This is a genomic window from Lysobacter sp. P5_B9 (genome assembly GCF_054049835.1).
Genome location: NZ_JBFULP010000006.1, coordinates 153,310 through 180,023, shown reverse-complemented (window position 1 = coordinate 180,023; position 26,714 = coordinate 153,310). Strand labels below are relative to the sequence as shown.

Genomic DNA, 26,714 nt, shown 5'->3' with positions numbered 1-26,714 from the left:
GATGGTCTGCTGCACGGGGCCGCGAAAGGTCTGGACCCCACCCAAGTTGCCGAGTTTCGTCCGCCCGGTGGACGCTCTTGCGTTGCACATGTGGACGACCACTCCGAGCCCGAACCATGCCCACACCCCGCGTTTTGTCCGCCATCGCCCTGCTGGCCATCCTCCTGGCGCAACCTGCCACGGCCGATGACAACGCCCCCTCGACTCGCAGGACCGACGCCGTCGACCACGACTTCGGCCTGGCCATGCCGGACCCATACCGGTGGATGGAAGGCGAGGGCAACCAGGAATTCACCACGTGGCTGGACGCCCAGGGGCGGACCACACGCGGGAAGCTCGACACGCTGCCCACCCTGGCGGCGTGGCGCGAACGCCTGGCCGCCGCAGCCGCCGCCGGCACCCGCCACAGCCAGCACCGGCTGGAAGGCGAGCGCCTGTTCTTCCTGCGCGCCGTGGCGGGCAAGGAACGCATGCTCATGGTGCGTGAGGCGGACGGCGAGGAACACACGATCTTCGACGCGAACGCGCAACAGGGCGCGAGCATCAGCGGCTACACCGTCGCAGCGGGTGGCGACCGGGTCGCGGTCAACATCTCGCGTGGCGGCAATGAAGCGGGCGAACTCGCGGTGTTCGACACCGCCACCGGGAAGGTGGTGGAAACCCTTAGGCCCGTGTGGAGCGAGTTCAACGCGCAATGGCTGCCCGACGGCACCGGGTTCGCGTACACGCGCATGCGCACCGAGGGCGGCGGCGACCCGATGCTGGGCACGACGGCGTACCTGCACCACGTCGGCGATGCGCCAGACAAGGACGTGCTGTTGGCGCGGGCAGGGGATAAGGATGCGCTGCAGATCGTGGCCAACGATTTCCCGATCGTGTTGCTGCCGCAGCAAAGCGATTGGGCCGTGCTGCTGATCGCGGGGGCGCGCGCGTCGTTCCGGTTGTGCGAGGCACCGGTCGCGGCACTGTCGAAGGCCAAGCCGGGCTGGCGCTGCATCGTCGATGATGCGGATGCCGTGCAGAGCTTTGACGTTCGCGGAGACACGCTCTACCTCCTGCAGGCCGGTGGCGCGCCCAATCGCCATCTGCTCGCGCTCGATCTGCGCAAGCCCGATGTGAAGCTCGCCGACGCGCAGGAGATCGTTGCCGAACGCCCGGATGTCGTGCTCTCCGAGCTCAGCGTCGCTCGCGACGCCCTGTACCTGAAAGTGATGCGGCATGGGCTCGACTCCATCGAACGCATGGACTACGCCACGCATGCGCGGCAGCCAGTGGCGATGCCCGGGGAAGGGTCGATCTACCTGATGCGAACGGACCCGCGCCAGGACGGCGCGCTGCTGTCGCTCGAAGGCTGGACCACGCCACGCAAGGTGTATCGCTACGAGTCCGCGACTTCGAAACTCGTCGACACCGGACTGGGCGCGCTCGGAGAACGCGAATACCCCGGCCTCGTTGCCGAGGAAACCGAAGCCACGAGCGCCGACGGGACGAGGGTCCCGTTGAGTCTGATCCATCCGAAGAACCTGCCCCGCGACGGCAGCGCCCACGCGATCGTGTTCGGCTACGGCGGTTACGGCATGAGCATGCAGCCAGGCTTCGCCACCGACAATCTGGAATGGGCCAACTCCGGTAACGTGTATGCGATCTGCCACGTCCGCGGCGGCGGCGAGAACGGAGATGCGTGGCGCACCGGCGGGACAGGGCCGAACAAGCAGCGCGGCATTGAAGACTTCATCGCCTGCGCGAAGGAACTGGCCGCACGTGGACTGACGACGCCCGCGCGCACCGCGGGATTCAGCGGCAGCATGGGCGGCCTGCTCACGGGTGGGGCCTACACCACGGCGCCCGATGCGTGGGGCGCGATGGTGGTGCAGTCGGGCATGTTCAATCCGACGCGCATCCTCTCCGCCAAGAACGGCGCGAACCAGCTCGCGGAAATCGGCGACCCGCGTACGCCCGCGGGCATGCGCCAGCTCCTGGCGATGGACCCGTACCAGCACGTCAAGGAAGGCACGTCCTATCCGCCGCTGCTGCTCGTCGTCGGCCTGGTGGACCAGCGCGTTCCGCCTTCGGAAAGCGGCAAGTTCGGCGCGCGCGTCATGGCGGCCAATGCGAACACCCCGGTCTGGTTCCGCACCGGCGCACAGTTCGGCCATTTCGCCACGAGCGCCAACGAACACGCGCTGGAGATGGCGGACATATACGCGTTCCTGGATGCTTACTTGAAGACGCCGCGCTGACGGGTGTCATCCCCGACACCCGCACCCTCGACGCATCCACGAACGTCAGTAAGGCGAGCCGCCCGCCTGTGTAGAACTCAGCACGCCGGCTTCCGCCGAGACCATGTACGCGCTGCCGCCCGTGCGTTGCCAGGTCGCGAGGTTGAACGCATCGCCGGCGTGAATGCGGTCGACTGCGATGTTGCGGTAGGTCAGCGGCACTTTGCTCTGGCAGGTTTCCGGCAGGCCGGGCGCCTTCAGGAAATAGACGTTGCCGCTGCCGACCACGCTGGCGTTGCCCTGCGCATCCACCAGCAATGCGGTCTGCTCATCGACCGAGATTCCGCGCGGTGCATTGCTCCAGCCGTTGACGGCGATGCGGCACAGGAATGCGAGGTCGCGCCCCATGCGATCGCGCGCACCGAAGTGCGGATCGCCGATGATGCCGGCGAGCACGGGCAGGTTGGCGAAGTCGCGCCCGAGCGTCATGTAGCGGTTGAACGGATTGGCCAGGGCCTGGCTCGACGTCACGCCCTGGCTGGCCTGCGCGGTGTAGACGAATTGCGTCAGCACGTTGAGGCCAGCGCTGGTGCCGCCTACCGGTACGCCGCTGGCGATCAGCGCATTGAGCGTGGCCTGCACCGGCGTGCCGGTCCAGACGTTGATGTAGTTCGACTGGTCGCCGCCGGCGATCCAGACCGCTTCGGCCTTCGACAGGATGTCGGCCACCGTTGCGTTGTTCGCCGCCGCGGCGTCGGGAATGATCAGCGTGGCGACCGAATTTTCGCCCGGGCACAGGTCCTGGATGTAGGGGGTGTACGCGTCGGTCCCGGTGGCGCGGATCACCAGCAAATCGCCGCCGCCGGAGCGTTGGCACAGCCATTGGAAGGCCGCGTCGACATCGGTGCTGCCACCCATCAGCACGATGCCCGGTTGCGGTGCCGGTGCGATATCGGCGCTGTTGCCGACGCGGAAGTAGCTGTAACTGGGATGCTTGGCGGCAGAGGCGAGGGCGGGCACGAGCAGGGCCAGCAGTATTGCGGGCAGACGGGTCATGGGCATCCTCGGCGACGTGGGAACGGAACGGGGGGTAGGCCGGGTTGGCGGCCTCATGCTGCCGGGTTGATGAAGCCTACCCCGAGTCGACCCCGGCGACCGGCGGTGAATTCGCAGCCCCGGTTTAGCCGGCGGCGCGTGCGGTACGACCCGGCGTTAACGCCGTGATGGATATATATGGGGATGGGGACCGTGCCGCTGCGAAGCCAGCGGCAACCACCGCAACCAGGAGATGTCCATGAAGACGAACATTCGCACTTTGATGGCCTCATTTGTGGTCAGCGCAGTTGCCTTCATCGGCAGCGCCAGTGCGGGGGACCAGTGGTTCGTGCTCAGCGAAAAGACGCTGAAGGCCGCCGACCCGAGCACCGAGATCAAGAGCAGCGGCGATATATGGAACAAGAACATCAAGCAGGTGAAGCTCTCCGTCGAAGGCGCTGACGTGAAGGTCACGTCGCTCGCCCTGCACTGGGACAACCGCCCCGACGCCACGATGATGGATGTCGGTGTCATCAAGGTCGGGGGACAGTCGGCCCCGATGAATGCTCCCGGGATCAAGTCGCGCCTGACGTCGATCACCATCCAGTACCAGATCCTTGGCAAGGCGAAGTCGGCCAAGCTCAAGGTGTGGGGATACGACTGAGTTGCAGGTATCGCTGGACAAGGAAAGCCCGCCGAAAGGCGGGCTTCTTTCATTGCATCGGTTCGACCTTCGGCGGCGTCCACGTGCCATCCAGGATGCGGGCATCCGGCCAGTAAGTGCGCACATACAGCGAGAACGGCTTGCCCTTTGGCGATGGCAGCCAGTTGGCGCGTTGCGACGGATCGGTCGGCGCATCCGCCTGCACGTAGATGGTGGTGGTGCCGTCCGCGTTCGCCACCAGGTCCTTGTTCTTGGTGCCTAGCGAATAGCGGTTGATCGTGTTCGGTACGAAGAAATGCTGCGCGTCGTACAGCGTCAGCGACCAGAAACCCTTCACGGGCGGCCCGCCCTTCGCGAAGGTCACCTTGTAACGCTTGCCGCCATCGAGGCGCGCGCCGTTCGCATCCAGGTCCTGGTAGAAGTACGTGGCTTCGTTGGGCTTGTTGACGAAGATGTTGGACTTGGCCACCGCCGCGCGCGTGAAGTAGTCGGTGCCGAACTTCGCGCCGTTGCGCACGGTGCTCCAGTTCGCGTCCAGTGGAATGCCGAAGTTGCGGAATTCGAGCAACGGGGCGATCAGTTCCTTTTCGGTGCGCACGGCTTCATCCGTGATCGCGGCCTTGATCGCCGGGTCCCGCTTCGCGGCCTCCACCAGCGACAAGGCCTTCGCGTACTGCGCCTCTTCGCCCGGCAACGGTGTCGTGTCGGTGAGTACGGCAGGCAACTGGTCCCAGAACTTCGTCGGGTCGACCTTGGGTGCCTCGCTTCCGTCGGCTTGCGGCGGAGGGGCGGGGAAGTCGGGTGTCTTGCTCCAGTCCTGCGTCTTCATTTTCCCGTCGAACTTCGACAACGGATACATGTCGATCTGGCTGATCAACGGCTGCACCGCACCGCGATCCTCGGGCGTAGCGTCGAGGAAGACACGCGGGATGACGTAGCCGCTATTGGTGCCACTGCGGAACACGCGCGCGATGTCCTTGGGGGTTTCGCCTTTCCACCCGGGGCCGGCCAGCAGGTAGAAGCCCGGCTTGGTGCCGTACATCTTGCCGAGTTCGACGAAGCTGTCGGTGCGCGTATCGACGACCTGATAGACCCAGAAGCGGTCGCCGAAATCGGGTACCTGGATGACGACGGGTTCGACATCGAGCGCGAGCGGCCCACCGCCGTACACGACATCCTGGTTGGGGCACGCTACTTCGCGCTGGCTTGGCGCGACGTAGTCGGTAAGCATGCTCAGGGTGTTCGGCGGAGCTGCCGGCAGCACGCCACCAAGCTTCCCGGGGCCGGGCAAGGCCGAGAAACCGATGCGCCGGTTGTAGACGTTGACCATCGGCCACGCCCAGAAATACACATCGCGTGCGGCCGCTCGTGCATAGGCTTCGGTGAGCCTCGTGCCCGCGACCGGCCCCGGTACCCGGGGCGTCGCACTTGTTGGCGCCGGCGCCGACGGCGGCGCCGGCGCTGGCTGAGTGACGGCCGTCGCCGATGCCTCCGGCTGGACCGGCGTCTCCGGTGATGGAGTACGTGTGCATGCGCCCACCAGAAGCAGGGCGATCACGCTCGACAAGAGGTCGCGAACAAGCGTCCTACGCACGGGGATTCCTCCGCCAGCTACTACGTCAAACTACTTACGTGGAATGACGAGCGCGTGTTCGGTCCCGCGCCCGAGCTTTCACTGTACTGGGGCCCGGTAAAGACCCGGTAAAAAGTCGGCAGGCTGGGTTGGCCTCACCAGCCCTTCATGTGCCAACGATGCCGGGAGTTTGAGCCGCCCTACGACTTCCCGCCGCGCGCATGTTCGCGCTCGATCGCGCGCGCCGCCGTGTGGGCGAGGACGGCGACGAGATCGCACTCGTCCTGCGTCGGCGCGCGGCATTCGGTGAAGTAGGTGCCGAAGGTGCCGAGCACCACGCCATCGCCGGCGACGATCGGCATCGACCATGCGGCGTGCAGTCCCAGCCCCAAGGGCAGGTGCGACAGCCCGACCCAGCCCGGATCGGTCGCGATGTCGGCCGTGATCACCGCGCGGTTCAGCGCGGCCGCAGCAGCGCAGGTGCCCGTGTCCGCGGCGATGCCGATGCCGTCGACGGCGCGGTTGTAGCGGTCGGGCAGCCCGGGGGCGGCGCCTGTACGCAGGCACGCGGACTCGTGGTCCACCAGCAGGATGGCCGCGCGCACCAGGCTCTGCGCCTCCGCTTCGACGATGTGGCAGAGCAGGGTGAGGGTGTCGGCAAGCGGCGCGCCGCGCTCGATCATGTCCAGCGCAAGGCGTTGGCGGGCCAGCAGGCTGCGGGGAATCTCGAGCGTCTGCGCGTTCATGCCCACCTCCAGCGGCTTTTCTGGGTCGAGTCTATCTCGCGCGAGGTGGAGCCGTAGGCTGGGTTGGTTTTGCCAGCCCAGCGCTTCATGCACCAACGATGCCGGGTTGACGAAACCAACCCAGCCCACGAGCGCCGCCGTGCGTTGCGTGGTGCGCGGCTATTTGACGCGGGGTGCGTGCAGCGTCAATCCCGTGTCCTCGATGTCCATCCGTGTGACCCGCCCGCCTTCCTTGACGAAGATCACCGTCCACGGGCGGTCCTTCAGGAAGAAGCGGTTCGGCGCTTCGGCGAACAGTTCGTACTGCTTGCCGCTGGAACCGATGAGGTAAAGGTGGCCGTCTCCCGCGGTCATGGTCCACACGCCACGCTCCGGCACGTCGTAGCGCCCCGCGTAGGCCTGCAGCAGGGCAGGGTCCACCGTAATGGCCTTGCGCATCTTGGCGCGGCGATCCTCGAACCACTTCGCCAGCGCCGCACGTGACCCGACGTTGCAGTCCGCGACCGCGGTCGCGGACGTCGGTCCGCTCGCGTTCGCCAGTTCGGGCACGAAGGTGTCGAGGAAGTCGCACGCGAAGACGTTGGTGGTGATGTCCTCGCCGATCTGGAACATGTGGTCGGCCAGCGCCTCGCTGTTGGACAGCAGGATCATCGACAGGTGCTTCGCGGGCACCTTGAGATACAGCGCCGAGAAGCCGGTGCCCCAGTGCCCGTAATGCCACACGAGACGTGTGCCGCGGTAGTCGGTGACGAACCAGCCCAGGCCATGGGCCAGCGGCTTGCCGGCGTTGGAAGTGAAGGGCGTCCACGCCCGGGCCAGCGTTTCAGGCTTCAGCAGGGCGTGGCGGTCGACGGCCGCGTCGTACTTCGCCATGTCGCGTACGGTGGAGAGCAATCCCGCCGAGGCCCAGAAGTCCGCAGGCGGCTGCGACTCGTGCAGGATCTCGCCCTCGCCGTAGTAGGTGTAGGGCTCGGCGAGGCGGGCGAGGTTGGTCTTGTAGCGCGCGAGGTGGTCCTGGCCGAGAACCGCCCACTTCGTCGCATCGTCGGCGACGTCGGGACCGGGCACGCTGTCCTGCATGTCCAGCGGATCCAGGAACGTCTCCACCAACAGCTGGCGCAACGGCTTGCCGGTCTTCTTCTCGAGTACCTCCTTGAGGTGCTCGAAGCGGTCCGGGTTGTACTTGTAGTGGTCGCCGGGCGTGTCTTCGGAGGTGTGGCTGAGCAGGTGCTTGATCTTGACCGAGTCGTCCTTGAAGTCGCTCGAGTAGTGGGACACCGGTTCGTCGAGATCGAGCTTGCCCTGTTCGACCAGCTGCCAGACCAGGATCGCGGTGAAGGTCTTGGTCAGCGAGGCGACGTGGTAGAGCGTGTCCGGCGTGGCCGGCACCTTGTGCTCGAGGTCGGCATAGCCGAGGCCCTCGGTCCAGATCACCTTGTCGTCCTCGAGAACCACGACGGACAGTCCCGGGATCTTCAGCTGCTCGCGGTCCGCTTCGACCTGCTGTCGGAAGGCGGCGATGCGCGGTGCGTCCTGCGCGGAGTCCGGAGCCTCCGGCGCCTGCGCCGCAGGCATCGCTCCGGCGCAGGCCGAAAGGGACGCGACCAGAAGCAATAGGGCGAGCTGGCGCGGAGAGAAGGCCCTGGCAGGGGTGGGCATCGTGGTTCCTCCCGGATTGCTGTTGTCGTGCACGCCGCGGAAGGGATCTTCCGTGCGCTTGGATGCCCCTCCGGGGCGGAAGGTTTAGCGAGGCCCGCTTGCGAACACAGGGCAGCGAGCGCTCGGGGACTTCATGCCGCTACGCAACAATACGCGTGACGACGTTCTCGGTTTCGATCCGTGCGCTGAATGCTTCAGCGTCCGCAGGGTCAGTCGGATTCCCTGTGTTTTTACCTGCGAAACACCAAGCAACCTCGCTGCACTCGGGCAGGACTCCACTGCAAGGGCACACCCTCGTTGTTTGCAGATGCGATTTCTGTATAGGTTTGAAGCGGACCGGCGTTCCGCCGGTCAGTCCCGGCGAGAGAGACGCCGCTCCAGGAATGGGCCACTGGAGTGTGCGGCCGGGTCACGGCGTGGGTTGCCAATGCAGGCAAGCCACATTTCAAAATCCCACAGGGGAACATCCTGATGTCGAAGTCGCACAAGTTGCACCAGCACGCGCTGGCCACGGCCATGGCGGTTGCACTGACCGCCGGGTTCGCTGGCTCCGCCGCTGCCGCCGGTCGCGTGGATACTGCCGGCCTGCAGTCCGCGGACCAGACCAGCTTTGATCGCTTCATCGTCAAGTACCGCACCGGCACCAGTGCCGTTGCGCAGCAGCACAACCTGGATATCGCGGCCAGGAGCAATGGCCAGGCGCTGGCCGTCGGCCGGCTGCGTACGCTGTCCGTCGGCGGTGAAGTCGTCGAGGCCAGCCATGGGCTGGGCCGTGCCGATGCAGAACGCCTGATGCGCAATATCGCCGCCGACCCGAACGTCGAGTACGTCGAGGTCGACCGGATCATGAAGCCGCTGATGACTCCGAACGACCCCCACTACAGCACTTACCTGTGGGGCATGCAGACCAGCACCGGCGGCATCCGCGCCGACCAGGCCTGGAACACCACCAATGGCAACGGCGTGGTCGTGGCGGTGCTCGATACCGGCTACACCAACCACAGTGACCTGCTCGCGAACATCCTGCCGGGCTACGACTTCATCTCGAGCAAGACCGTCGCGGGCGACGGTGGCGGCCGCGACGCCGACGCGCACGATCCGGGCGACTACTACCGCGCCCAGAACTCCAGCTGGCACGGCACCCACACCGCCGGCACGATCGCCGCGGTCGGCAACAACGGCGTGGGCGTGATCGGCGTGGCCTACGGCGCCAAGGTCGTCCCGGTGCGCGTACTGGGTCGTGGTGGCGGCTACACGTCCGACATCGTCGACGGCATCACCTGGGCGTCGGGCGGCACCGTCGCCGGCGCTCCTGCCAATGCCAACCCGGCCGAAGTCATCAACATGTCGCTGGGCGGCGCCGGTGCGTGCTCCAGCACCTACCAGAACGCGATCAACGCCGCCGTCGCCCGTGGCACCACCGTGGTGGTGGCTGCCGGCAACGACAACGCCGACGCCGCCGGCTTCACCCCGGCGAGCTGTGGCAACGTCATCGCCGTCGCCGCGACCAACAAGAACGGCACCCGTGCCAGCTACTCCAACTACGGCAGCCTGATCGACGTGGCGGCCCCGGGTGGCGACAGCCCGGACTGCACCACGCTGATCGTGTCCACCGGCAACGCCGGCACCAGTGGCCCGACCACCGAGAACTACCTGTGCATGGCGGGTACCTCGATGGCGGCGCCGCACGTGGCGGGTACCGTTGCACTGATGCAGGCCGTGCGCACCACGCCGCTGACCCCGGCGCAGGTGGAGAGCATCCTGAAGAGCGCGTTGCGCACCTTCCCGGGCAGCAACGACAAGCCGATCGGCAACGGCATCATCGATGCCAATGCGGCCGTGAACGCCGCCGCGGCGTTCTGATCCGTTTCAGCAAACCGAAGTGCGATACGAACCCCGGCCTTGGCCGGGGTTCTTCTTTTCAGTCGCCTGATTCCTGCCGGTCCTCATCGAGGTGACGTCCCAGGATCCGGACGAACGTGAGAAACAAGGCGGCGATCACCATGTGCGCACCGGCAGCGGCGCACCGCCCGTCATGACCTGCAACACCATCGGCGAGCGCAGCATGTGGTGCGGAAAGCCAAGGGAGATCGCGCTCGCCAGCTCCAACCGCTTCCATTGCTCATCGCTCAATTCGACCGACAGTGCTCCGAGGTTGTCTTCCAGTTGCTCCTGCCGGCGTGCCCCGATCAGGGTCGCGGCGACGCCTGCATTGCGCAGCGTCCATGCCAGGGCAACTTGTGCGGCTGAATGACCGCTTTCATTCGCGACTGCGAAGACGACATCGGCGATGTCGAGCGCGCGTTCGTTGAGCGAACCATCGCACCCTGACGACCTGCGACTGGCAATGCCGAGGCATTTCCGAAAGGGCGCGGGTTATTTCTGGCGGTTGCACGACGCCAAGGACGAGGCCGAGTTTCCGATCGAGCCGGTCTTCGTTGCCAACGATCCATCGGGCTTGCGCGTTGCCATGCTCGCGGACGAAGGGCTCATGCTGGCCGGCGACATCATGGTGAAGCGTTACGCCGAGGGCCGGAACGCTGCGGCAGGTCTTGCCGGAATGGGGCGGGCCGGATTTCGACTTGAACGTCGTCTTCCCGCGTGGCCGCGTCCAGTCACCCAAGGTGCGCGCGTTCGTCGACTTCCTGGTCGAGCGGCTCGCGCTGGACGCGCCAGAACTCCTCCCTTCGGGGGATTCCATCAAGCGCGATGCTGATGCTGGATGATCGCCATGGAAAAGCAACCGCAAGACACGATAGATCAGGGCCGCCGCCTTCTCCTCGGCACCGCGGCACTCGGCGTCGCCGCTGCACCGCTCGGTTTCGTGCAAGCCATGCAGGCGCAGAAACCAACCAATACGCCGACATCGGTCCGCACCGGTGAGGCCACATTCGCGAACCTGAAGCAGGTGCGTGCCGGCGTCCTGGACATCGGGTATGCCGAAGACGGGCCGGCGGATGGCATGCCCGTCGTGCTGCTGCACGGCTGGCCGTACGACATCCACAGCTATGTCGACGTAGCGCCGCAACTGGCAGCGCGCGGATACCGTGTGCTCGTTCCCCATTTGCGGGGCTATGGCACGACACGGTTTCTTTCGCCGGATACGCCACGGAACGGCCAGCCTGCCGCGCTGGCGCAAGACGTCGTGGCCTTCATGGATGCGATCGACATCAAAAAAGCAGTGCTCGGCGGTTTCGATTGGGGCGCAAGAACGGCGGACATCGTCGCTGCCCTATGGCCAGAGCGAGTCAAGTCGCTGGTCTCCGTGAGCGGCTATCTGATCGGAAGCCAGAAGGCCGCGCAAACGCCGCTACCACCTGAAGGCGAGCTGCAATGGTGGTACCAGTTCTACTTCGCGACCGATCGCGGTCGGGCCGGTTACGAGAAATACCGACACGACTTCGCGAAGCTGATCTGGAAAATGGCGTCGCCGAAGTGGGCATTCGACGATGCGACTTTCGACCGCAGCGCCAGGTCGTTCGACAACCCAGACCACGTCGACATCGTGATCCACAACTACCGATGGCGGCTGGGCTTGGCCAAGGGCGAGCCGAAGTACGACGAGATCGAGGCGAAGCTGGCCGCGTTCCCTGCAATCACCGTCCCGACGATCACCCTCGAAGGCGACGCCAACGGCGCGCCGCACCCGACGCCAGAGAGCTACGCCAAACGCTTCACGGGCAAGTACGAACACCGCCTGCTCACGGGAGGCATCGGCCACAACCCGCCGCAGGAAGCGCCACGGGCATTCGCCCAGGCCATCATCGATTGTGATCGTCTTTGAAGCCAGGGCAAGGTGAGGTGGTAGTTCTGCCCCTTGGGCTTTGGCAGCCAGTTGCCCGCGTTCGGCCGTAGTATCTTTACGACCACTGCGAACCAGTGGCGAGGAGAGGGGAGATCCCATGGCCGACGAACTTGCCGCAGCCAATGTCAACCGGTCGTATCAGCTCGCGGCGTCGAGCATCGCGATCTTCACGTTCCTGCTGTTCTTTCTGTATCCGAAGTTCGCAGACGGCCAGGTCGACGCCTTTGCGTATCAAGCCACGTTGATCATGATGGGCGTGGCGACGTTCTCGTTCGCGTTCTCGTCCTTCTATTATTACGGCGCCTCGCTGGGAGGCCGGATCGACGATGTCGAACGCGCCCGGTACTCGCGTCGGGGCGATGGCTTCTGGCTGCTCGGATGCGTCCTGCTGTTCCTGGCTCCGAGCCTGGTCCTCTTCACGGTCGGGCTTATTGCCGTCGCGTCTGCATGGTTCGCACTCTGGCTGGTGTACCTGTTCTTCGTGATGCGCTACTTCCCTCGCGTCCAGACTGCGAGAAAGCGCTGAGCTGGCGCCGGTACAGCCTCAGCGCTGCCCTGCGTCCAGATGAGTCAGGTAGAGGCGCAAGTCGAACTCCAACTGGTGGTATTCCGGCTCCATGTGCGTGCACAGCTGGTAGAAGGACTTGTTGTGCTCGGCTTCCTTGATGTGCGCCAGTTCATGCACCACGATCATCTTCAGGAACTCAGCGGGCGCGTCGCGGAACACGGTGGCGATGCGAATCTCCCGGCTGGCCTTGAGCCTGTCGCCATGCACCCGGGAAATTGCGGTGTGGGTGCCGAGCGCGTGCTTCATCACCTGTAGCTTGCTGTCGTAGACCACCTTGCCCAGCGGCACCGATCTGCGCAGGTGCCGGTCCTTGAGCGCCTGGACGTAGTCGTACAGCTGGCCGTCGCTGCGCACGGCGTGGGACTGGCCGTACTTGTCGACGAACATCGTGCCCAGCCGTCCCTGCTCGATCAGCTCGCGCACCCGCGCCTGCACGTGTGGTGGGTAACCGGCGAGGTACTTCAACGATTCCATCAGACGGAAGGGGTCAAGGCGAGGGTGGGGCGGCGGGTATGATGGGGCGGAAACCCGGAACAAGAAACAGCGACATGGCGAAGGCGAATCCGCTCCAGGAACAGTTGCTCAAGGCGGGCCTGGTCAAGAAGTCCAAGGTGGCCGAGGTGGCGCGCGAGCAGAACAAGGCCCGGCATGCCAAAGGGCCGTCCGAGCTCAACGAGATCCAGCGGGACGCCGAGCGGGCGCGGGCCGAAAAGGCCGAGCGGGACCGCGCGCTGGCCGCCGAGCGCAAAGCCCAGGCGCGCAAGGCCGAACTGCTTGCCCAGGCCCGGCAGATCATCGAGGACAAGAAGGTGCCGCGCTCGGGGGAGAGCGAGTATCGCTTCACCGCCGATGGCGCCATCCGCACCATGCTCGTCAACGACGATCTGCGCAGGAAGCTGTCCTCCGGCGCACTGGTGATAGCCCGTCTGGGCGATCGCTACGAACTGCTCCCGCGTGCGGCCGGCGATAAGGTGCGCGAACGCGACGCCAGCATGATCGTGCTCGATCACGGCCAGGAGGTGGGCACCGAGCCCTCCGCCGGAACCTCCGAAGACGATGCGTATTACGCGCAGTTCCAGGTGCCCGACGACCTGGTCTGGTAAACGCGGGCGGGACTGCGTTCGGCGATGAGCGGTCATCGCCCAGCCCGGGGTGACCGGCAGGCAGTCACGGGGGCTTGTCACAGCCGAAGCGGAAGGCAAAGTAGTAGCCCCTTGAAGCTGCCAATGCAGCGTTCCGCGCAGTCCTAGGGCGGCGGGACTACCCTACGTTCCGTCGTATTCAACCCTGTCGGCATGGGATCTCACGAAAAAACGCGCGGTCTGGTCCGTCGTCTGCATGAGCGCGCGGGCGCACCGCCGCACGCAGTCGCACACCATCGACGTGGCATCGCGCTGCGGTTCGCTCGATTCCGCGCTGCCGGGCTGGGCGCGTTTGCTGCATTCCTTGCCGTGCTCGGACCTGGGTTGCTGGCCGGCCTCTCGGACGACGACCCGGCCGGAATCACCACTTATTCGGTCCTGGGGACCGACCACGGCTATCGGCTGTTATGGATCATCCCGGCATCGACGGTGCTGCTCGTCCAGTTCCACCTGATGGCGATGCGGATCGGTGCGGCGACCGGCAAGGGATTCGTCGGCGTCATTCGCGAACGCTGGGGCCACCGATGGGGATATTCCGCGGTGGTCGGCCTGGTGTTTGCGAATTTCGGGACGATCTGTGCTGAATACGCCGGCATTTCCGCAGCGTGTTCGCTCGTCGGCATCCCGCCCTGGATCAGTACTCCGATCGCCGCCACACTGATCTCGCTCGTCGTCGTGCTTGGCTCGTTCCATCGCGTGGAACGCGTTCTCCTGATCGTGTCGGCCACGTTGGGCCTCTACCTGATCGATGGCGTCCTGGCGAAACCGGACTGGTCGCTCGTCTGGCACAACTCGATCGTGCCGCATTTTCCGCGGGACTCCCTCGGCTGGATTGCCATCGCCGCAACCCTGGGCACGACGCTCGCGCCCTGGGGCCTGGCCTTCATCCAGTCGTACGCCGTCGACAAGAAGATCACGCTGGCCAACCTGCGTTGGGAGCGAATCGACGTCGTCATCGGCTCGATACTCACCGGCGTCATCGGGCTGGCCATCGCCGTCGCGTGCGCGGCCACGCTTAATCGCGCCGGCGTGCACATCAACGATGCGCGTGACGCCGCCGCGGCACTGCGCCCACTGGCCGGTTCATTTGCAACGGTGTTGTTTGGCGCCGGATTGCTGGGTGCGTCACTGCTGGCGGCGGCCATTGTCCCGCTTGCAACCGCGTATTCGATTGCCGAAGGTGTCGGCTCCCCGGCCTCGCTGGACCTGGATACACACCATTTCCGGATCTTCTACGCAGCATTCGTGGTCTTGACGGCGGCGGCCGCCAGCGTCGTCTCGTTGCCGGACGTGCCGCTGATCCCGCTCATCTACAGCAGCCAGGTGGTGAATGCGGTGATGCTGCCGCTGCATGTGATCGCGCTCCAACTGCTGGCCCGCGATCCAGGGATCATGGGTGATTCCCGATCGGGAAGAGTCTCGGTGTTCACAGGCTGGATAAGCATCGTGCTGATCCTTGCGTGCATCGTTGCGCTCGCCTGGAGTTGGATCGGCGCAGTCACAAGCTCCTGACTCAGTAGCTAATGCGTCCAGGCCAGCCAACGCCGGACTGAGGTGGTCGCGAACGAATGACGCTTTCCCGCACCGGGCCAACGTGTAGCCGTCTCCCCGGGCGTCGCCCATGAATAATTCACCTGGCCACCCGCAATCCATGAGGTCTTTGCCGTTCCATGCCGCGAGGCTTCACGCCGCCTGCATGGGCCCGTGATCAGCATCCCCCGGCCGGGCTACATCGCGAACTGCGTTTCTCTCATCGCAGGGGGGCGACAGGGGTCCTGCAATCCGAACCTAATCCGACTGGAGATTTGCAGATGCGCAAGTTCGCTTCCCGGGCCAAGCGCGGCCTGATCGTGCTCTCGCCACTCCCGCTCGCTTTCGCCATGGCCGCTTCGGCGGCGGGACCGTCCGACTCGGTGTCGCCTTCGCTGCGTGCTGCCATGCAACGTGACCTCGGCCTGACCTCGGCCCAGCTGTCCCAATACCTCAAGATCGAACGCCTCGCGGCGCTGCAGGAGAAGCAACTGGCCAAGGCGCAGGGGCGCAACTTCGCCGGCAGCTGGATCGAGCAGGCGAACGGCAGCTTCAAGCTGGTCGTCGCGACCACCACGATCCGCCCGCAGCAGGCAGGCGCCGGCGTCGAGGTCCGCAACGCACGCCACAGCCTGGCCGATCTCGACGCTTCCAAGGCCCAGCTCGACGCCGTGCAGGCGCGCGGAAGCAAGGTACCCAAGGGCGTGTACGGCTGGTACGTGGACCTGCCCAGCAACAGCGTCGTCGTGAGCGTCGGCAAGGGCGCCCAGCAGGCCGGCATCGACTTCGTCGCCGCCAGCGGCGTCGATGTCCAGAACGTGCGCCTGGTGACCGAGGACGAACAGCCGAGCCTGCGCAGCAACCTGCAGGGTGGGCTGGGCTATCTGCGCAACCCCGGCGACGGCTATCTCTACGCCTGCTCGATCGGCTTCACGGTCACCCAGGGCAGCACCCCGGGTTACGTCAGCGCCGGCCACTGCGGCACCGCCAACGAGCCCGTGTATCTGGAGCTCTCACCGCAGTGGACGATCGGGCCGAGGATCGGCACGTTCGCCGCATCCAAATTCCCGCAGCCGGGCCAGACCGGCAACGACTACTCCTGGGTCAGGGTCGACGCGGGCAACACGCTGCTGCCGGCGGTCTACGGTTGGGGCAAGGGCGATGTCACGGTCAGGGGCGGCACCGAGGCCGCCGTCGGCGCCGCGATCTGCCGCTCCGGCCGTACCTCGGGCTGGCGCTGCGGTACGATCGAAGCCAAGAACCAGACCGTCAACTACAGCAGCGGTGAAACGATCCTCAACCTGACGCGCACCACCGCGTGCTCCGAAGGCGGCGACTCGGGCGGCTCGTTCATTACCGGCCCCGGCCAGGCCCAGGGCGTGCTGTCGGGCGGCAGCGGCAGCTGCAAGGGCAAGCAGCCGAACAGCCGCACCCGGAGCTTCTACCAACCGCTGCTGCCGATCCTGTCGGCGTACAACCTGACGCTGCGTACTAGTCCCTGATCCGCTCGCGCCAGTGCAGACGCGAACGCCCCGGCTTGCCGGGGCGTTTGTCTAGGGCGAGCGAATCGAACGATCGCATTCGGACCAGAAGCGGACATTCTGGGCGTGCGGGTGAATCCCGCGAAGTTGCGGAAACAAGAAGCCCGCAACAAGTGCGGGCTCCTTTGCGTAACGCATTGCCGTGTCACGGGCACTCGGGTCCGTTGTACGACAGTGCCGACGGGTTGGTCGGCGACGACACGCCGTTGGTCGTATCCGTCAAGGTAATGTTGGTGAAGACGGCGGAAACCACGCCCACGACCTGATTGCCCGGGCACTTCAGGGTGCCTGGCGGCGCCGGGATGATCAGGATATTGGAGATCCTCCCGTTCTTGTCGATTTCGAAGGTGCCGCCCACGGAGAGGTCGGCCAGCACGTCTTCCTTGTTCGCCGCGGCCGGGCAATTGTTGCCGCGGTTGACGCACTGGTAGCGGGCGGCGGCCGTTGCGCTCGCGACGTAGTTGACGCTGCCGTCGGGGTTGCCGAGGCCGATTTCGATCCAGCTCACGATGACCTTGGGCGAGCCGAGCTGGGCGCTGGGGGCGCGCAGGAACTTGGGAATGCCGAGGGTGATGGCGAGGGCTGCCGTCGTGGCCAAGGCCAGGGCCAGGCCGAGCAGCAAAAGCGAACTCTTGATCTGCATATCGTGCTCCGCAGCGCCGGAACGGGGAGGTCGGCGGCAATCCCAACAGGGGACGCTGAAATCTCGCCATTGCGAATCCCCCAGCCGGGTGGAGCCTGACCCGCTGTGTCACATCTCCGGCTTCGGCACCTCGATCCGGATGGCCGCGAGCTGCTCCGGGGCGTATCCGATCTTGCGCAGGAAGGGCAGCCAGCGCGGATCCTCGCGCAGCGGGTCGGTCAGAACGTCGAACGCCACCGACGTGACGGCGGGGTCGTGGATGCTTGCGGCTTTCTCCAGCCACTTGAAGGCGGCGTCGCGATCGCCGCGATAGCTGTACACCAGCCCGACCAGTGCCGGTTGCGCCTCGCCATACCCGCGGATCAGCTCCTGCGTTGCCGCCTCAGATTCGCGCGCGCGACCGAGCGCGTGGAAGGCGAGTGCCCGCAGTTGGAGTTTCGAAGCTTCGTCCGGCTCCGCTTCGATTTCTCGCAATGCGCCCCGCGCGTCCCGCTTGCCCAACAGCGACGATGCGACGCCGGTGTGCGCGCCGACAAAGGCGGGACTGAGGCGCAGCGCGGAGCGGAAGTCGTCGATTGCCGCATCCCATTGCCGCGCGTAGTAACGGGTGATGCCGCGATTGTTGTAGGCCGTCGGATTCGCGGGATCGTGCGCGACGCGATAGTCGTACAGCGGCAGGGCCTCGTCGAAGCGACCAACGTTGCTGAGCAGGATGCCGAGGGTATTGATGGCGACGAGGTTGTTCGGTTCGATCTGCAATGCGCGCCGGTTGTAATCGGCGGCCGCCTGCGCGTCGAAGTCGAAGTCCGCGGCCAGGCGAGCCAGGCCGGTGATGGCGATGACGTTGTGCGGATCGATGCGCAGCGCCTTGTCCAGCGCCTCGCGCGCCAGCTTCGCCGCGTCCGCCGGCGGCAGCTCGCTGTAGATGGACTGATTGACGTACACGCGCCCCATGCCCGCCCACGCGCGCGCTTCGTGCGGTGCGATGGTCAGTGCCTGCTTGAACAAGAGCAGCGCCTGCGCGCGTCCCTCCTTGCTCTGCTGGTCGAGCAGGGCCTGCGCCTGTAGCACCATCGGGTAAACCCTGGGATCCACGGGCGTGACGGTGGGCGCCTTCAGCAACTTGATCTTCAGTTGGTCCACGACGGACGCGGCGATCTCGTCCTGCACGCGGAAGATGTCGTCAAGGTTGCGGTCATAGGTTTCCACCCACAGCTGCGCGCCGTCGGTGGCGCGTACCAATTGCACCGAGATGCGGACGCGATTGCCCGACTTGCGCACGCTGCCCTGCAGGATCGACGCCACATGGAGGCGGCGCGCGATCTCCGGCACGGCGAGATCCTGGCCCTTGAACGCGAAGCTCGACGTGCGTGCGATCACGCGCAACTCCGGCACCTTGTTCAACACGTTGAGCAGTTCCTCGGAAATACCGTCGGAGAAATACTGCTGCTGCTGGTCGGCGCTCATGTTCTCCAGCGGCAGCACCGCGATCGAGGGGTCCTTTTCGATCGTCGGGATGTCGGTGTCCACGGTCGTCCCGGAGGCGACCGTCGATTCGGACGTCGAGCGCACCGTCTGCCACAACCATGCGCCGCCCACGAGCACGACGATCGCGATCAATGCGACCTCCAGGCGCGTGACCTTCTGTTGCCCGCGCTCGCCCTGGAACCACGCGATGACCAGCGTGAGTAAGAACCCGAGCACCGAAAGCGCCACGCCAACCCGCATTACGGTGGGTGACCAGCCGTAGGTGTCGGTCAACAGGCCGACGCCCTGCAACGCGGCCCACGCGACCGCCGTGTAGCCGAGCACCCATTGTGCGACCTTGCGTTTGCGCAGCTGGCGGATGGTCAACATGGCCGTGCGCGATGGCTCATTCGGGCAACGTGCCCCCGCTCCCGAAGCAGGCGCCACGGTGGGTTCATCCGGATTCTCCTTGGGGGATCAAGAAGGAAAACGCAGCCAGCGGCGTAAACGGGCCGCCGCCGCTCGAGGCCACGAGCGTCCACTCTGGGCGAGGTCGAGTGGTCTTGGGTCCGGACCGTTCTCGGACTCCGACACCACTATTCAGTCTTGTGATCTGCGGGCCACTCGCGAATCGGCGCAAGTCCGCTTTGGGTCGAAAGCGGTCACTCGGGGCATCGGGGTCCGTCGAATGTAGTCCGCTTTCAGCACGAAGCAGACCTGACCTCATTGCCCCGAACCTGGTCAACCTGCGCGGGGTGGGCTTCCTCCGCGCTACGCGAACGAGCCGGTGCGCACCTCGCCCGCGCGGACGTAGCGGGTGACCAGCACGCCGGTGGAGGAGGTCTTCGATTCCTCGAGCCGGAATGCCGACGCGTGAGCGTGCTCGTCGAACAGGCGCTTGCCGCGACCGAGCAGGATTGGGTAGACCAGCAGGCGCAGCTCGTCGACCAGGTCCGTGGCGAGCAGCTGATGCACGAGCTCGCTACTGCCCTGGGTCAGCAGGTCGGGGCCGTCGCTGCGCTTGAGCTCGCGCACCGCGGCGGCGATGTCCGCGCCCAGCGCGCGACTGTTCTGCCACGCAAGCGTTTCGGGATGGTGGGTGGCGACGTGCTTGGTGACGCCGTTGAACAGGTCGGCGATGTCCTGGTGCGGCGCACCCTTGGGCACGTGTGGCCAGTACGCGGCGAAGATGTCGTAGGTGCGGCGTCCGAGCACCAGCTCGAACGGGTGCTTGAACGCTCCGCCCATCGCGTCTTCGCCTGCGTCGTCATAGTGGGGCCAGACCCAACCACCGTAGGCGAAGCCGCCGCTGCTGTCTTCCTCCGGGCCGCCGGGCGCCTGCATCACGCCGTCGAGGCTGATCATGGCGGCAACGGTGAGCTTTCTCATGTCGGGCTCCTGTGCGGGTGGAAATGTCCGCCTGTCTTACTCGACGAGCGGCGGGGCGGGGAATCGACAATCGGAGCAAGCGTGCCCGGGTAAGCGAAGCGCACTCGGGGCATGACTACCCTCCGGGGTGCGGCCTTCGGCTCACCGGACTACGACCCTGCTGCGTCACGGCCAATTAACGGCTTCGCCGCCATGTTCGCGGCGTCCCGACCACGGCAGGTCCGCGATTATTCGCAAAGACCGCGAGCTCGGAGTGAAGCGTGCGTCGGCTGGCAGCGCTTCGGCCCCTGCGCTTGATTGAACATCTCCGGGAGGCGCCCGGATGGGCGTGATTCGAAGCAGGTCATCACGCTCACGACCAGCCATGCGTCGCTGGCATCGCAGCTATCGCGAAGTCGCGCCTCAGTCGAACCCCGGAGATCGTCATGTCCACGAAGACGGCCCAGCCACGCGACCATCTCCATGCGTCGGTATTCTCTCGGCGCCCGCTGATGACCGGCATAGCGGTAGGCATCGGTTCCCTGCTGCCGCACGCATTCCTGTCGCCCGAGGCGTCGCTGGGGTTCGCGGCCGTGCTGATCGCGCTGATCGCCGGCATCTACTTCGGCTTCGCCGTGGTCAACGGCTCGAGCGGCCAGCAACTGATCGAGTTCAACGTCGCCGGTCTGTTCGCCGTGGCCGGCCTGCTCGGCCTGCTGTACTGGCCGGTGCTTCTCGCGATCGCCTACTTCGCGCATGCGGCATGGGACCTGGCACACCATAACCGCGCGCGATTTTCGCTGGTTGCGATCCCGCAGTGGTACGTGCCGTGGTGCGTGGTGATCGATGTGATCATCGGCACTGGCCTGCTGGCCATCTGGCGTCGCAGCGGCGTGATTTGAGGGACGTAGAGCCATGGCGGAAGTTCGAACTCCGTCATCCCAATATCGGAAGTGAACCTGGCCGGTTTGGTGCGTACGATGTTGGCAACGAATCCCTACGTGACGGTTGGCCCATGACTCCCAATCCCGCCTACGTCGCCGCCATCCAGGACAGCGTGCGCGCAGCGCCGTATCCCCAGCTCATCGGGATGACCATCGCCGCGCTCGAATTCGACAGCTGCCGGATCGACCTCGCGCTGGGTGAGCGCCACATGCAGCCGTTCGGGATCGTGCATGGCGGCGTGCTGGCCACGCTGATCGACACCGCGACGTTCTGGGCCGTGTTCATGCGCCTGCCGGAGGACGCCGGCCTCGTGAACGTCGACCTCAAGCTCAACTACCTCAAGGCGGTAACGGGCGGCCAGCTGCGCGCCGAGGGACGCTGCCTGCGCGCGGGCAGGCAGATCAGTTACGCCGAGGCCAGCGTGTTCGATGAAGCCGGCGAGCTGCTTGCGCACGGCACGTCGACGCTGATGGCATTGCCTGGCAAGGGCCTGAAGCTCGACGTCGCGAAGTTCCTGCCGCAAGCGTAGGCGCGGCTACAACCCTCATGCAATGTCAGCCCTTCCGCGCCGCTTCAATCGCGGCGATGTCGATCTTGCGCATGCCCATCATGGCGTCGAACGCACGCTTGGCCGCCGCGCGGTCGGGGTCGTGGAACGCCTCGGTCAGCGCGCGCGGCGTGATCTGCCACGACAGGCCCCACTTGTCCTTGCACCAGCCGCATTCGCTTTCCTGGCCGCCGTTGCCGACGATCGCGTTCCACAAGCGGTCCGTTTCGGCCTGGTCGTCGGTCGCTACCTGGAACGAGAACGCCTCGCTGTGCTTGAACGCGGGACCTCCGTTCAATCCCAGGCACGGGATGCCCAGCACGGTGAATTCGACGGTAAGGACGTCGCCTTCCTTGCCCGATGGAAAGTCGCCGGGTGCGCGCTGGACCGCGCCCACCGTGCTGTCCGGGAATGTCCTGGCGTAGAAGGTCGCGGCATCGAGCGCGGTGCCGTCGTACCACAGGCAGATCGTGTTCTTGCTGATCATCAGGCATCTCCTGGATTCGGATGGGTGCCTGCAGCGGGTATCGCCGCAGTGTGCCGTCTCCCATAGCACGGGAGATGTTCAACCCGCGTAAGGCGGGCTCGGGCTCGCCTTACGACGCCACGATGCGAGGGCGACGGCGCCGGTGCCGGCACCAAACCTCATGCGCATCGGATGGACTACTCCGTGGTGCGATCCCGGTGCCAGTGCGAACGTGGCAGCACCTCCAGGCTCCGCTGGTCGTGTTGCGCCAGTACTTCCTCGAAGCCGTAGTGGCTCTCCCAGCCCAGGCCGCGGCTTGCCGCGCTGGCGTCGTAGACGCGGTCGATGGTGCGGGGAAGCGGCCATCCGCGGCGCTCGAATGCGTCGACCAGCGCGGGGCAGCGCAATGCCAGCACCTCGCGCGGTTCGCGGGCGAGGGCATCGGCATCTTCGGGTTTGAAGGGCGTGCGGCCACTGGCGATGTAGCGCTGGAACGCCGCGCCCGTGGCGCCCAATGCGGCTACGTGTGCATCGGCGACGTCGCGCGCGTCGATGCCGCGGTGGAGCCGGTACAGCGCCATCTGGTCCGCCGCTTCGGGAAAGCAGCGCGACATCCGGATCACGCGCACCGCCAGTGTCGCGCCGGCCGCGGCTTCGAGCAGCGATTCGGCCTCGAGCTTCGTGCGGTGGTACACGGTTTTCGGTCGCGGCACGGTGGCCTCGTCGATCCACGTGCAGCGGTCCGGTTCTACTGCATCGCCGTACAGCGCGGTGGTGCTGGTGTACACGAGCGTCCGCACGCCGCGCTCGACCGCCAGGTCGATCAGCAGGCGCAGCCCCTCGAGGTTGACGCGTGCGAACTCCGCTTCGTCCACGATGCCCACGTGCGGCGCATGCAGCGCCGCGGTGTGGATGATGGCCTCCACGCCCGACATCACTTCGCGCAGCACCCGCGCGTCGGCGACGTCGCCGATGAAGCGCGTGGTGGAGAAGGGCTGCCGGTCCAGGCCGACCATCTCGTGCGCTTCGGCCATCGCGCCGAAGATGGCGCGGCCGACGCGGCCGGAACTTCCCGTCAGTAGAACCTTCATGGCAGCGCTGGTGGCGCCCGGGATGCGCCGGGATAGGGGGATTGTAGGCCGTGCACGACCGGGCGCTGCTTTCCTGATCGAGGCACGCTGCGTGGCCGCCATCACCGCGGCATGCGGAGATAACACACTCGCGCCTATGCTTTCCGCATGCGTGGGCGTCGCCGCTTCCTCCGGTGGCTGGGCGGTATCGCGGCCGGAGCTGCGGCGTTCGCACTGCGCAGCGTCGCCCGTCCCGCAACTGCGCCGCAGCCGCGGCCATCACGCATGCCCGATGCCGTCACGCCCGTTTCGCTGTTTCTTTGCGGCGATGTCATGACCGGACGCGCCATCGACCAGATCCTGCCGCATCCGTCGAAGCCCGGACTGCAGGAGCAGTACATGCACGACGCGCGCGGCTATCTGGCGCTCGCCGAGCGGGCCAACGGGGACATACCGCATCCGGCGACGCTTGCGTACATCTGGGGGGATGCGCTGGCCGAGTTGCAACGACGCCGGCCCGCGGCCCGCATCATCAACCTCGAGACCAGCGTCACCCGCGGCGACACGCCCTGGCCGAAGGGCATCAACTACCGCATGCATCCCGACAATGTCGCTTGCCTCGCGGCCGCAGGCATCGACTGCTGCACGCTGGCCAACAACCATGTGCTCGACTGGCAGCGCGACGGACTGGCCGAGACCCTCGCCACGCTGCGGCGCGCGCGCATCGCGATCGCAGGCGCCGGTGCGGATCTCGAAGCCGCCCAGGGGCCTGCGGTCCTGCCGCTGGGCGAGGGCGCGCGCTTGCTGGTGTTCGCCGCGGCTACGCAGGACAGCGGCGTGCCCGCGCAGTGGGCGGCGACTGCAGAGCGTTCCGGCGTGCATCGCCTGCCGGACCTGTCGACGAAGACCGTGGCGCGGATCGCCGCCGTCGTTCGCACTCATCGTCGGCCCGGCGATCGCGTGCTGTTCTCGGTGCACTGGGGCGGCAACTGGGGCTACGCGATCTCCCACGCGCAACGCGAATTCGCGCATGCATTGATCGACGAGGCGGGCGTCGACATCGTTCACGGCCACTCGTCGCACCACCCCAAGGGCATCGAGGTGTATCGCGACCGTCTGATCCTGTACGGCTGCGGCGACTTCCTCAATGACTACGAGGGCATCGAGGGGCACGACGCGTACCGCGGCGAACTCGGCCTGATGTATTTCCCGACGCTCGACCTCGCCACAGGCCGCCTGCACGAACTCGCACTGGTCCCGACCCGGATACGCCGGTTCCAGGTCAACCATGCCGTTGGCGAGGACCGCGCCTGGCTCCTCGCCATGTTGCAGCGTGAGTGCCGTGGGCTGGGCAGCGAGGTCGAGGCGAGCGCGGAAGATGCCTTCGCCGTGCATTGGAAGCGATAGCTGCCGCCCGACGTCCACATGGGGCAGAGCGTCGTGGCTTGGCTACGCCGTCCAGCTCGCGACCAGGCCTGCCACCGCCACCCGCAATGGATTGGTCGGGTCCGACAGCAGCTTCACGGTCAGGGCGAAGCAGATCGTCACCAGCACCGGGCGCACGGCGCGCCCGCCGAAACGCATCGCCAGGTGGGCGCCGATCTGCCCGCCCACGATGTTGGCCACCGCCATCGCCAGGCCGGCGGTCCACRGGACATGGCCGCCGCTGATCATCACCGCCACCGCGGCGAGGTTGCTGGCGAGGTTGAAGTACTTGGTCTGCGCGGTCGCGCGCACCACGCCCAGGCCGCCGAGCGCGACCAGTGCGGTAGTCATGAACGATCCGGTGCCCGGACCGAAGAAGCCGTCGTACACGCCGATCGCGCCGATCACGCCGGCCAGCGCGAACGGGCCGATGCGGTGGTGGCGGTCGTCCTCGCTCATGCGCGGCGCCAGCACGAAATAGCCGGCCATCGCGATCAGCAGCACGGGGATGATCCCGCCCAGGAACGACGGGTCGAGGCGCTGCAGCAGCCAGGCGCCGCACGCCGAGCCGACGAAGGCAGCGAAGGCGGGCAGGGCGAAGCGGCGGAAGTCGATGTGCCCCTTGCGGGCGAAGGCCACGACGGCGCCGGTCGTGCCCATCGCGCTTTGCAGCTTGTTGGTGGCGATCGCGGACACCGGTGGCACGCCGACGGCCAGCAGCGCCGGGATGGTCAGCAGCCCGCCGCCTCCCGCCATCGCGTCGATGGTGCCGGCCACGAAGGCGACGGACATCAGGAACGCGACGACTTCAAGCGACAACTCCATGGACCACCAGCCTCGAAACGGGGCGCGCATTGTCCCCGGAAAGCGGCGGCAGCGGGGCCGGTCCGCGCGGAAACTGTGGAATGCGTCAACCCACGCAGGGCGGTCCGCTGAAGATTCGTCGGTTCATGGTGCGTGCTGCCTTCCGCCCTCGGCGATCGGCGATTCGCTCACGCGTTCCACCCCCAGGGAACCTCCCAGCCCCTGCGGATCGCCGATGCGCGCCAGCGCCCTGTCTTCGGCAAGCGTATACGCCGTCTCGATCGTGCGATCGAGCAGCTCGAGCTGCCGATGGAGCTCCGGGTGACGGTGCGGCGGCAGGGTTTTCACCAGGTTTTCGAGCATGGAGCGCATCCGCCGCATGATCTGCACGCTGGTCGCGCCGCACAGCCGGATTTCGGCGCAGGCCAGATGCACGTAGTCCTCCCAGTTTGGCGTGCGATAGATCAACCGGGCTGCACCGGCGGCGTCGCGGACAGTTTCGCCGCGCAGGGCGCGCAGCCCAACCGCACGCAGCAGGAGATGCAGTTGATCGAGGGCGAGCACGGCCGTCGTCGGGTCGTTGATGGCGGCCGACAAGGCCTTGATCGCGATGTCGACCAGGATGCGGAAGGCAAAGGTCGGATCCTGTTCCATGGTGCGCTCAGTTCCGAGCAGGACGGCCCCGCGCAGGCGGCGTTCGTCGAGACCGCCGGCGCCGCCGTAAAGCCGGTACAGGGGCTCGTCCAGGGCCACGAAGTCGCCCATCTGCGGGACGAACTCGATGACCCCGTCGGCCTGCTGCGCCAACCTGATCAGTCCGGCCAGGTCCACCGCCAGCACCACTCCCGGCCTGTCCTCGTTGACCACGATGTGTTGCGGGGGCCCGAGCGCGACATGGGGCTCGGCCAGAACGGGTCGCACGGTCTTCTCCGAATAGACGTTCTCCAGCACGTCGGCGCCATAGTGTCCTACCCGCTCGACCAGGCTGACCGGGCGCAGCAGGCGCCCGGCGTAGTCGATCAGATACAGAAAAACCATGACCGAGATAAGCCCGAGCAGCACCGCAATAAAGGTGTTGAATTGCTGGACGGACTCGTCCATCCGCGCAAGCACGCGCAGTGAGTAAACCAGTGTGAAGACGAAGAATCCGACGGTGAAGCGGATGACGTTGTCGCGCAGCAGCGTCGTGGCGATGATCCGGGGCGTGTACTGTCCGCCGGCGACCTGGATAGCCACCAGCAGGGAGCCGAAGGTGAAGACGAGGAACGAAAGGTTCAACGTCATCGTCGTCTCGAGCATCGACCGCGCTCCTGCCGCGGACAAGCCCAAGTAGGAAGTCGTCTCGTTGATGCGCCCGGTACGTATCAGCCAGGTCTCGACGGCCGCAGCGACACGGGCGAACACCAGGTAGAACAGCAGGGCGAAAACCGGAATGAGCCACATGGAACCGGAGATGTAGCGTTTGATGGCGCTCCTCAGGTTCCAGCGCACTTGCAG

Annotated in this window: 23 protein-coding genes and 2 pseudogenes; 12 read left to right on the top strand and 13 right to left on the bottom strand. The window is 66.3% G+C overall.

What is annotated here, in order from left to right; all coding sequences use genetic code 11:
• Nucleotides 1-116: 116 nt before the first annotated feature.
• On the top strand, nt 117-2,240 hold the full coding sequence (locus ACXJJ9_RS13480) for a prolyl oligopeptidase family serine peptidase (RefSeq protein WP_457097663.1): 2,124 nt from the start codon (nt 117-119) through the stop codon (nt 2,238-2,240).
• 45 nt (nt 2,241-2,285) lie between these two features.
• On the opposite strand, the gene ACXJJ9_RS13475 is transcribed toward ACXJJ9_RS13480, so the two are convergent.
• On the bottom strand, nt 2,286-3,275 hold the full coding sequence (locus ACXJJ9_RS13475; protein WP_457097662.1) for a cyanophycinase: 990 nt from the start codon (nt 3,273-3,275) through the stop codon (nt 2,286-2,288).
• A gap of 238 nt (nt 3,276-3,513) precedes the next feature.
• Between ACXJJ9_RS13475 and ACXJJ9_RS13470 the strand changes: the two genes are divergently transcribed.
• Nucleotides 3,514-3,918, top strand: coding sequence for a hypothetical protein (locus ACXJJ9_RS13470; RefSeq protein ID WP_457097661.1), 405 nt, complete (start codon nt 3,514-3,516; stop codon nt 3,916-3,918).
• A gap of 49 nt (nt 3,919-3,967) precedes the next feature.
• On the opposite strand, the gene ACXJJ9_RS13465 is transcribed toward ACXJJ9_RS13470, so the two are convergent.
• From ACXJJ9_RS13465 to ACXJJ9_RS13455, 3 genes are all read right to left on the bottom strand, one after another.
• Nucleotides 3,968-5,512, bottom strand: coding sequence for a DUF1254 domain-containing protein (locus ACXJJ9_RS13465; RefSeq protein ID WP_457097660.1), 1,545 nt, complete (start codon nt 5,510-5,512; stop codon nt 3,968-3,970).
• A gap of 179 nt (nt 5,513-5,691) precedes the next feature.
• On the bottom strand, nt 5,692-6,237 hold the full coding sequence (locus ACXJJ9_RS13460; protein WP_457097659.1) for a GAF domain-containing protein: 546 nt from the start codon (nt 6,235-6,237) through the stop codon (nt 5,692-5,694).
• A gap of 159 nt (nt 6,238-6,396) precedes the next feature.
• Nucleotides 6,397-7,896 carry a serine hydrolase gene (locus tag ACXJJ9_RS13455; RefSeq protein WP_457097658.1) on the bottom strand — a complete coding sequence of 500 codons (1,500 nt, stop codon included), beginning with the start codon at nt 7,894-7,896 and terminating at the stop codon, nt 6,397-6,399.
• 516 nt (nt 7,897-8,412) lie between these two features.
• On the opposite strand from ACXJJ9_RS13455, the pseudogene ACXJJ9_RS13450 reads away from it, so the two are divergent.
• Nucleotides 8,413-9,747 (top strand): annotated as a pseudogene (locus ACXJJ9_RS13450) (S8 family peptidase); the annotation flags it as partial.
• Nucleotides 9,748-9,894: 147 nt separating this feature from the next.
• Here ACXJJ9_RS13450 and ACXJJ9_RS13445 read toward each other — a convergent pair.
• Nucleotides 9,895-10,245 carry an aldo/keto reductase gene (locus tag ACXJJ9_RS13445; RefSeq protein WP_457097725.1) on the bottom strand — a complete coding sequence of 117 codons (351 nt, stop codon included), beginning with the start codon at nt 10,243-10,245 and terminating at the stop codon, nt 9,895-9,897.
• Between the two features lie 188 nt (nt 10,246-10,433).
• Between ACXJJ9_RS13445 and ACXJJ9_RS13440 the strand changes: the two are divergent.
• The 3 genes and pseudogenes from ACXJJ9_RS13440 to ACXJJ9_RS13430 all read left to right on the top strand — a co-directional run.
• Nucleotides 10,434-10,622, top strand: a pseudogene (locus ACXJJ9_RS13440) (LysR family transcriptional regulator); the annotation flags it as partial.
• 5 nt (nt 10,623-10,627) lie between these two features.
• Entirely contained in the window at nt 10,628-11,680 is a 1,053-nt protein-coding gene (locus ACXJJ9_RS13435) for an alpha/beta fold hydrolase (RefSeq protein ID WP_457097657.1), read from the top strand.
• A gap of 118 nt (nt 11,681-11,798) precedes the next feature.
• Nucleotides 11,799-12,227, top strand: a complete 429-nt coding sequence (locus ACXJJ9_RS13430; RefSeq protein WP_457097656.1) for a hypothetical protein — start codon at nt 11,799-11,801, stop codon at nt 12,225-12,227.
• Nucleotides 12,228-12,245: 18 nt separating this feature from the next.
• On the opposite strand, the gene ACXJJ9_RS13425 is transcribed toward ACXJJ9_RS13430, so the two are convergent.
• Entirely contained in the window at nt 12,246-12,743 is a 498-nt protein-coding gene (locus ACXJJ9_RS13425) for a YgjP-like metallopeptidase domain-containing protein (protein WP_457097655.1), read from the bottom strand.
• A 74-nt stretch (nt 12,744-12,817) separates the two neighbouring features.
• On the opposite strand from ACXJJ9_RS13425, the gene ACXJJ9_RS13420 reads away from it, so the two are divergent.
• The 3 genes from ACXJJ9_RS13420 (at nt 12,818) to ACXJJ9_RS13410 (ending at nt 16,443) form a co-directional block, all read left to right on the top strand.
• A complete protein-coding gene (locus ACXJJ9_RS13420) occupies nt 12,818-13,372 on the top strand; it encodes a DUF2058 domain-containing protein (protein ID WP_457097654.1) in 555 nt (184 codons plus the stop codon).
• 363 nt (nt 13,373-13,735) lie between these two features.
• Complete coding sequence (locus ACXJJ9_RS13415; RefSeq protein WP_457097653.1) at nt 13,736-14,923, top strand: NRAMP family divalent metal transporter; 1,188 nt, start codon at nt 13,736-13,738, stop codon at nt 14,921-14,923.
• Between the two features lie 299 nt (nt 14,924-15,222).
• Entirely contained in the window at nt 15,223-16,443 is a 1,221-nt protein-coding gene (locus tag ACXJJ9_RS13410) for a S1 family peptidase (protein ID WP_457097652.1), read from the top strand.
• Between the two features lie 184 nt (nt 16,444-16,627).
• On the opposite strand, the gene ACXJJ9_RS13405 is transcribed toward ACXJJ9_RS13410, so the two are convergent.
• The 3 genes from ACXJJ9_RS13405 to ACXJJ9_RS13395 form a co-directional block, all read right to left on the bottom strand.
• A complete protein-coding gene (locus tag ACXJJ9_RS13405; RefSeq protein ID WP_457097651.1) occupies nt 16,628-17,125 on the bottom strand; it encodes a hypothetical protein in 498 nt (165 codons plus the stop codon).
• A 108-nt stretch (nt 17,126-17,233) separates the two neighbouring features.
• Nucleotides 17,234-18,982, bottom strand: a complete 1,749-nt coding sequence (locus ACXJJ9_RS13400; RefSeq protein WP_457097650.1) for a tetratricopeptide repeat protein — start codon at nt 18,980-18,982, stop codon at nt 17,234-17,236.
• A 381-nt stretch (nt 18,983-19,363) separates the two neighbouring features.
• Nucleotides 19,364-19,981, bottom strand: coding sequence for a dihydrofolate reductase family protein (locus ACXJJ9_RS13395; protein WP_457097649.1), 618 nt, complete (start codon nt 19,979-19,981; stop codon nt 19,364-19,366).
• A gap of 425 nt (nt 19,982-20,406) precedes the next feature.
• On the opposite strand from ACXJJ9_RS13395, the gene ACXJJ9_RS13390 reads away from it, so the two are divergent.
• The gene (locus ACXJJ9_RS13390; protein ID WP_457097648.1) at nt 20,407-20,862 is read left to right on the top strand and encodes a DUF6010 family protein; all 456 of its coding nucleotides are present in this window, start codon (nt 20,407-20,409) and stop codon (nt 20,860-20,862) included.
• Nucleotides 20,863-20,975: 113 nt separating this feature from the next.
• Nucleotides 20,976-21,434 carry a PaaI family thioesterase gene (locus ACXJJ9_RS13385; RefSeq protein WP_457097647.1) on the top strand — a complete coding sequence of 153 codons (459 nt, stop codon included), beginning with the start codon at nt 20,976-20,978 and terminating at the stop codon, nt 21,432-21,434.
• A gap of 25 nt (nt 21,435-21,459) precedes the next feature.
• Here ACXJJ9_RS13385 and ACXJJ9_RS13380 read toward each other — a convergent pair whose 3' ends face one another.
• Complete coding sequence (locus ACXJJ9_RS13380) at nt 21,460-21,939, bottom strand: VOC family protein (protein ID WP_457097646.1); 480 nt, start codon at nt 21,937-21,939, stop codon at nt 21,460-21,462.
• A 176-nt stretch (nt 21,940-22,115) separates the two neighbouring features.
• Entirely contained in the window at nt 22,116-23,009 is an 894-nt protein-coding gene (locus ACXJJ9_RS13375; RefSeq protein ID WP_457097645.1) for an NAD-dependent epimerase/dehydratase family protein, read from the bottom strand.
• Nucleotides 23,010-23,156: 147 nt separating this feature from the next.
• Between ACXJJ9_RS13375 and ACXJJ9_RS13370 the strand changes: the two genes are divergently transcribed.
• A complete protein-coding gene (locus ACXJJ9_RS13370; protein ID WP_457097644.1) occupies nt 23,157-24,395 on the top strand; it encodes a CapA family protein in 1,239 nt (412 codons plus the stop codon).
• 42 nt (nt 24,396-24,437) lie between these two features.
• On the opposite strand, the gene ACXJJ9_RS13365 is transcribed toward ACXJJ9_RS13370, so the two are convergent.
• Together ACXJJ9_RS13365 and ACXJJ9_RS13360 are read right to left on the bottom strand one after the other, a co-directional pair.
• The gene (locus tag ACXJJ9_RS13365) at nt 24,438-25,238 is read right to left on the bottom strand and encodes a TSUP family transporter (protein ID WP_457097643.1); all 801 of its coding nucleotides are present in this window, start codon (nt 25,236-25,238) and stop codon (nt 24,438-24,440) included.
• 123 nt (nt 25,239-25,361) lie between these two features.
• Nucleotides 25,362-26,708, bottom strand: coding sequence for a DUF2254 domain-containing protein (locus tag ACXJJ9_RS13360; RefSeq protein WP_457097642.1), 1,347 nt, complete (start codon nt 26,706-26,708; stop codon nt 25,362-25,364).
• Nucleotides 26,709-26,714 lie beyond the last annotated feature (6 nt).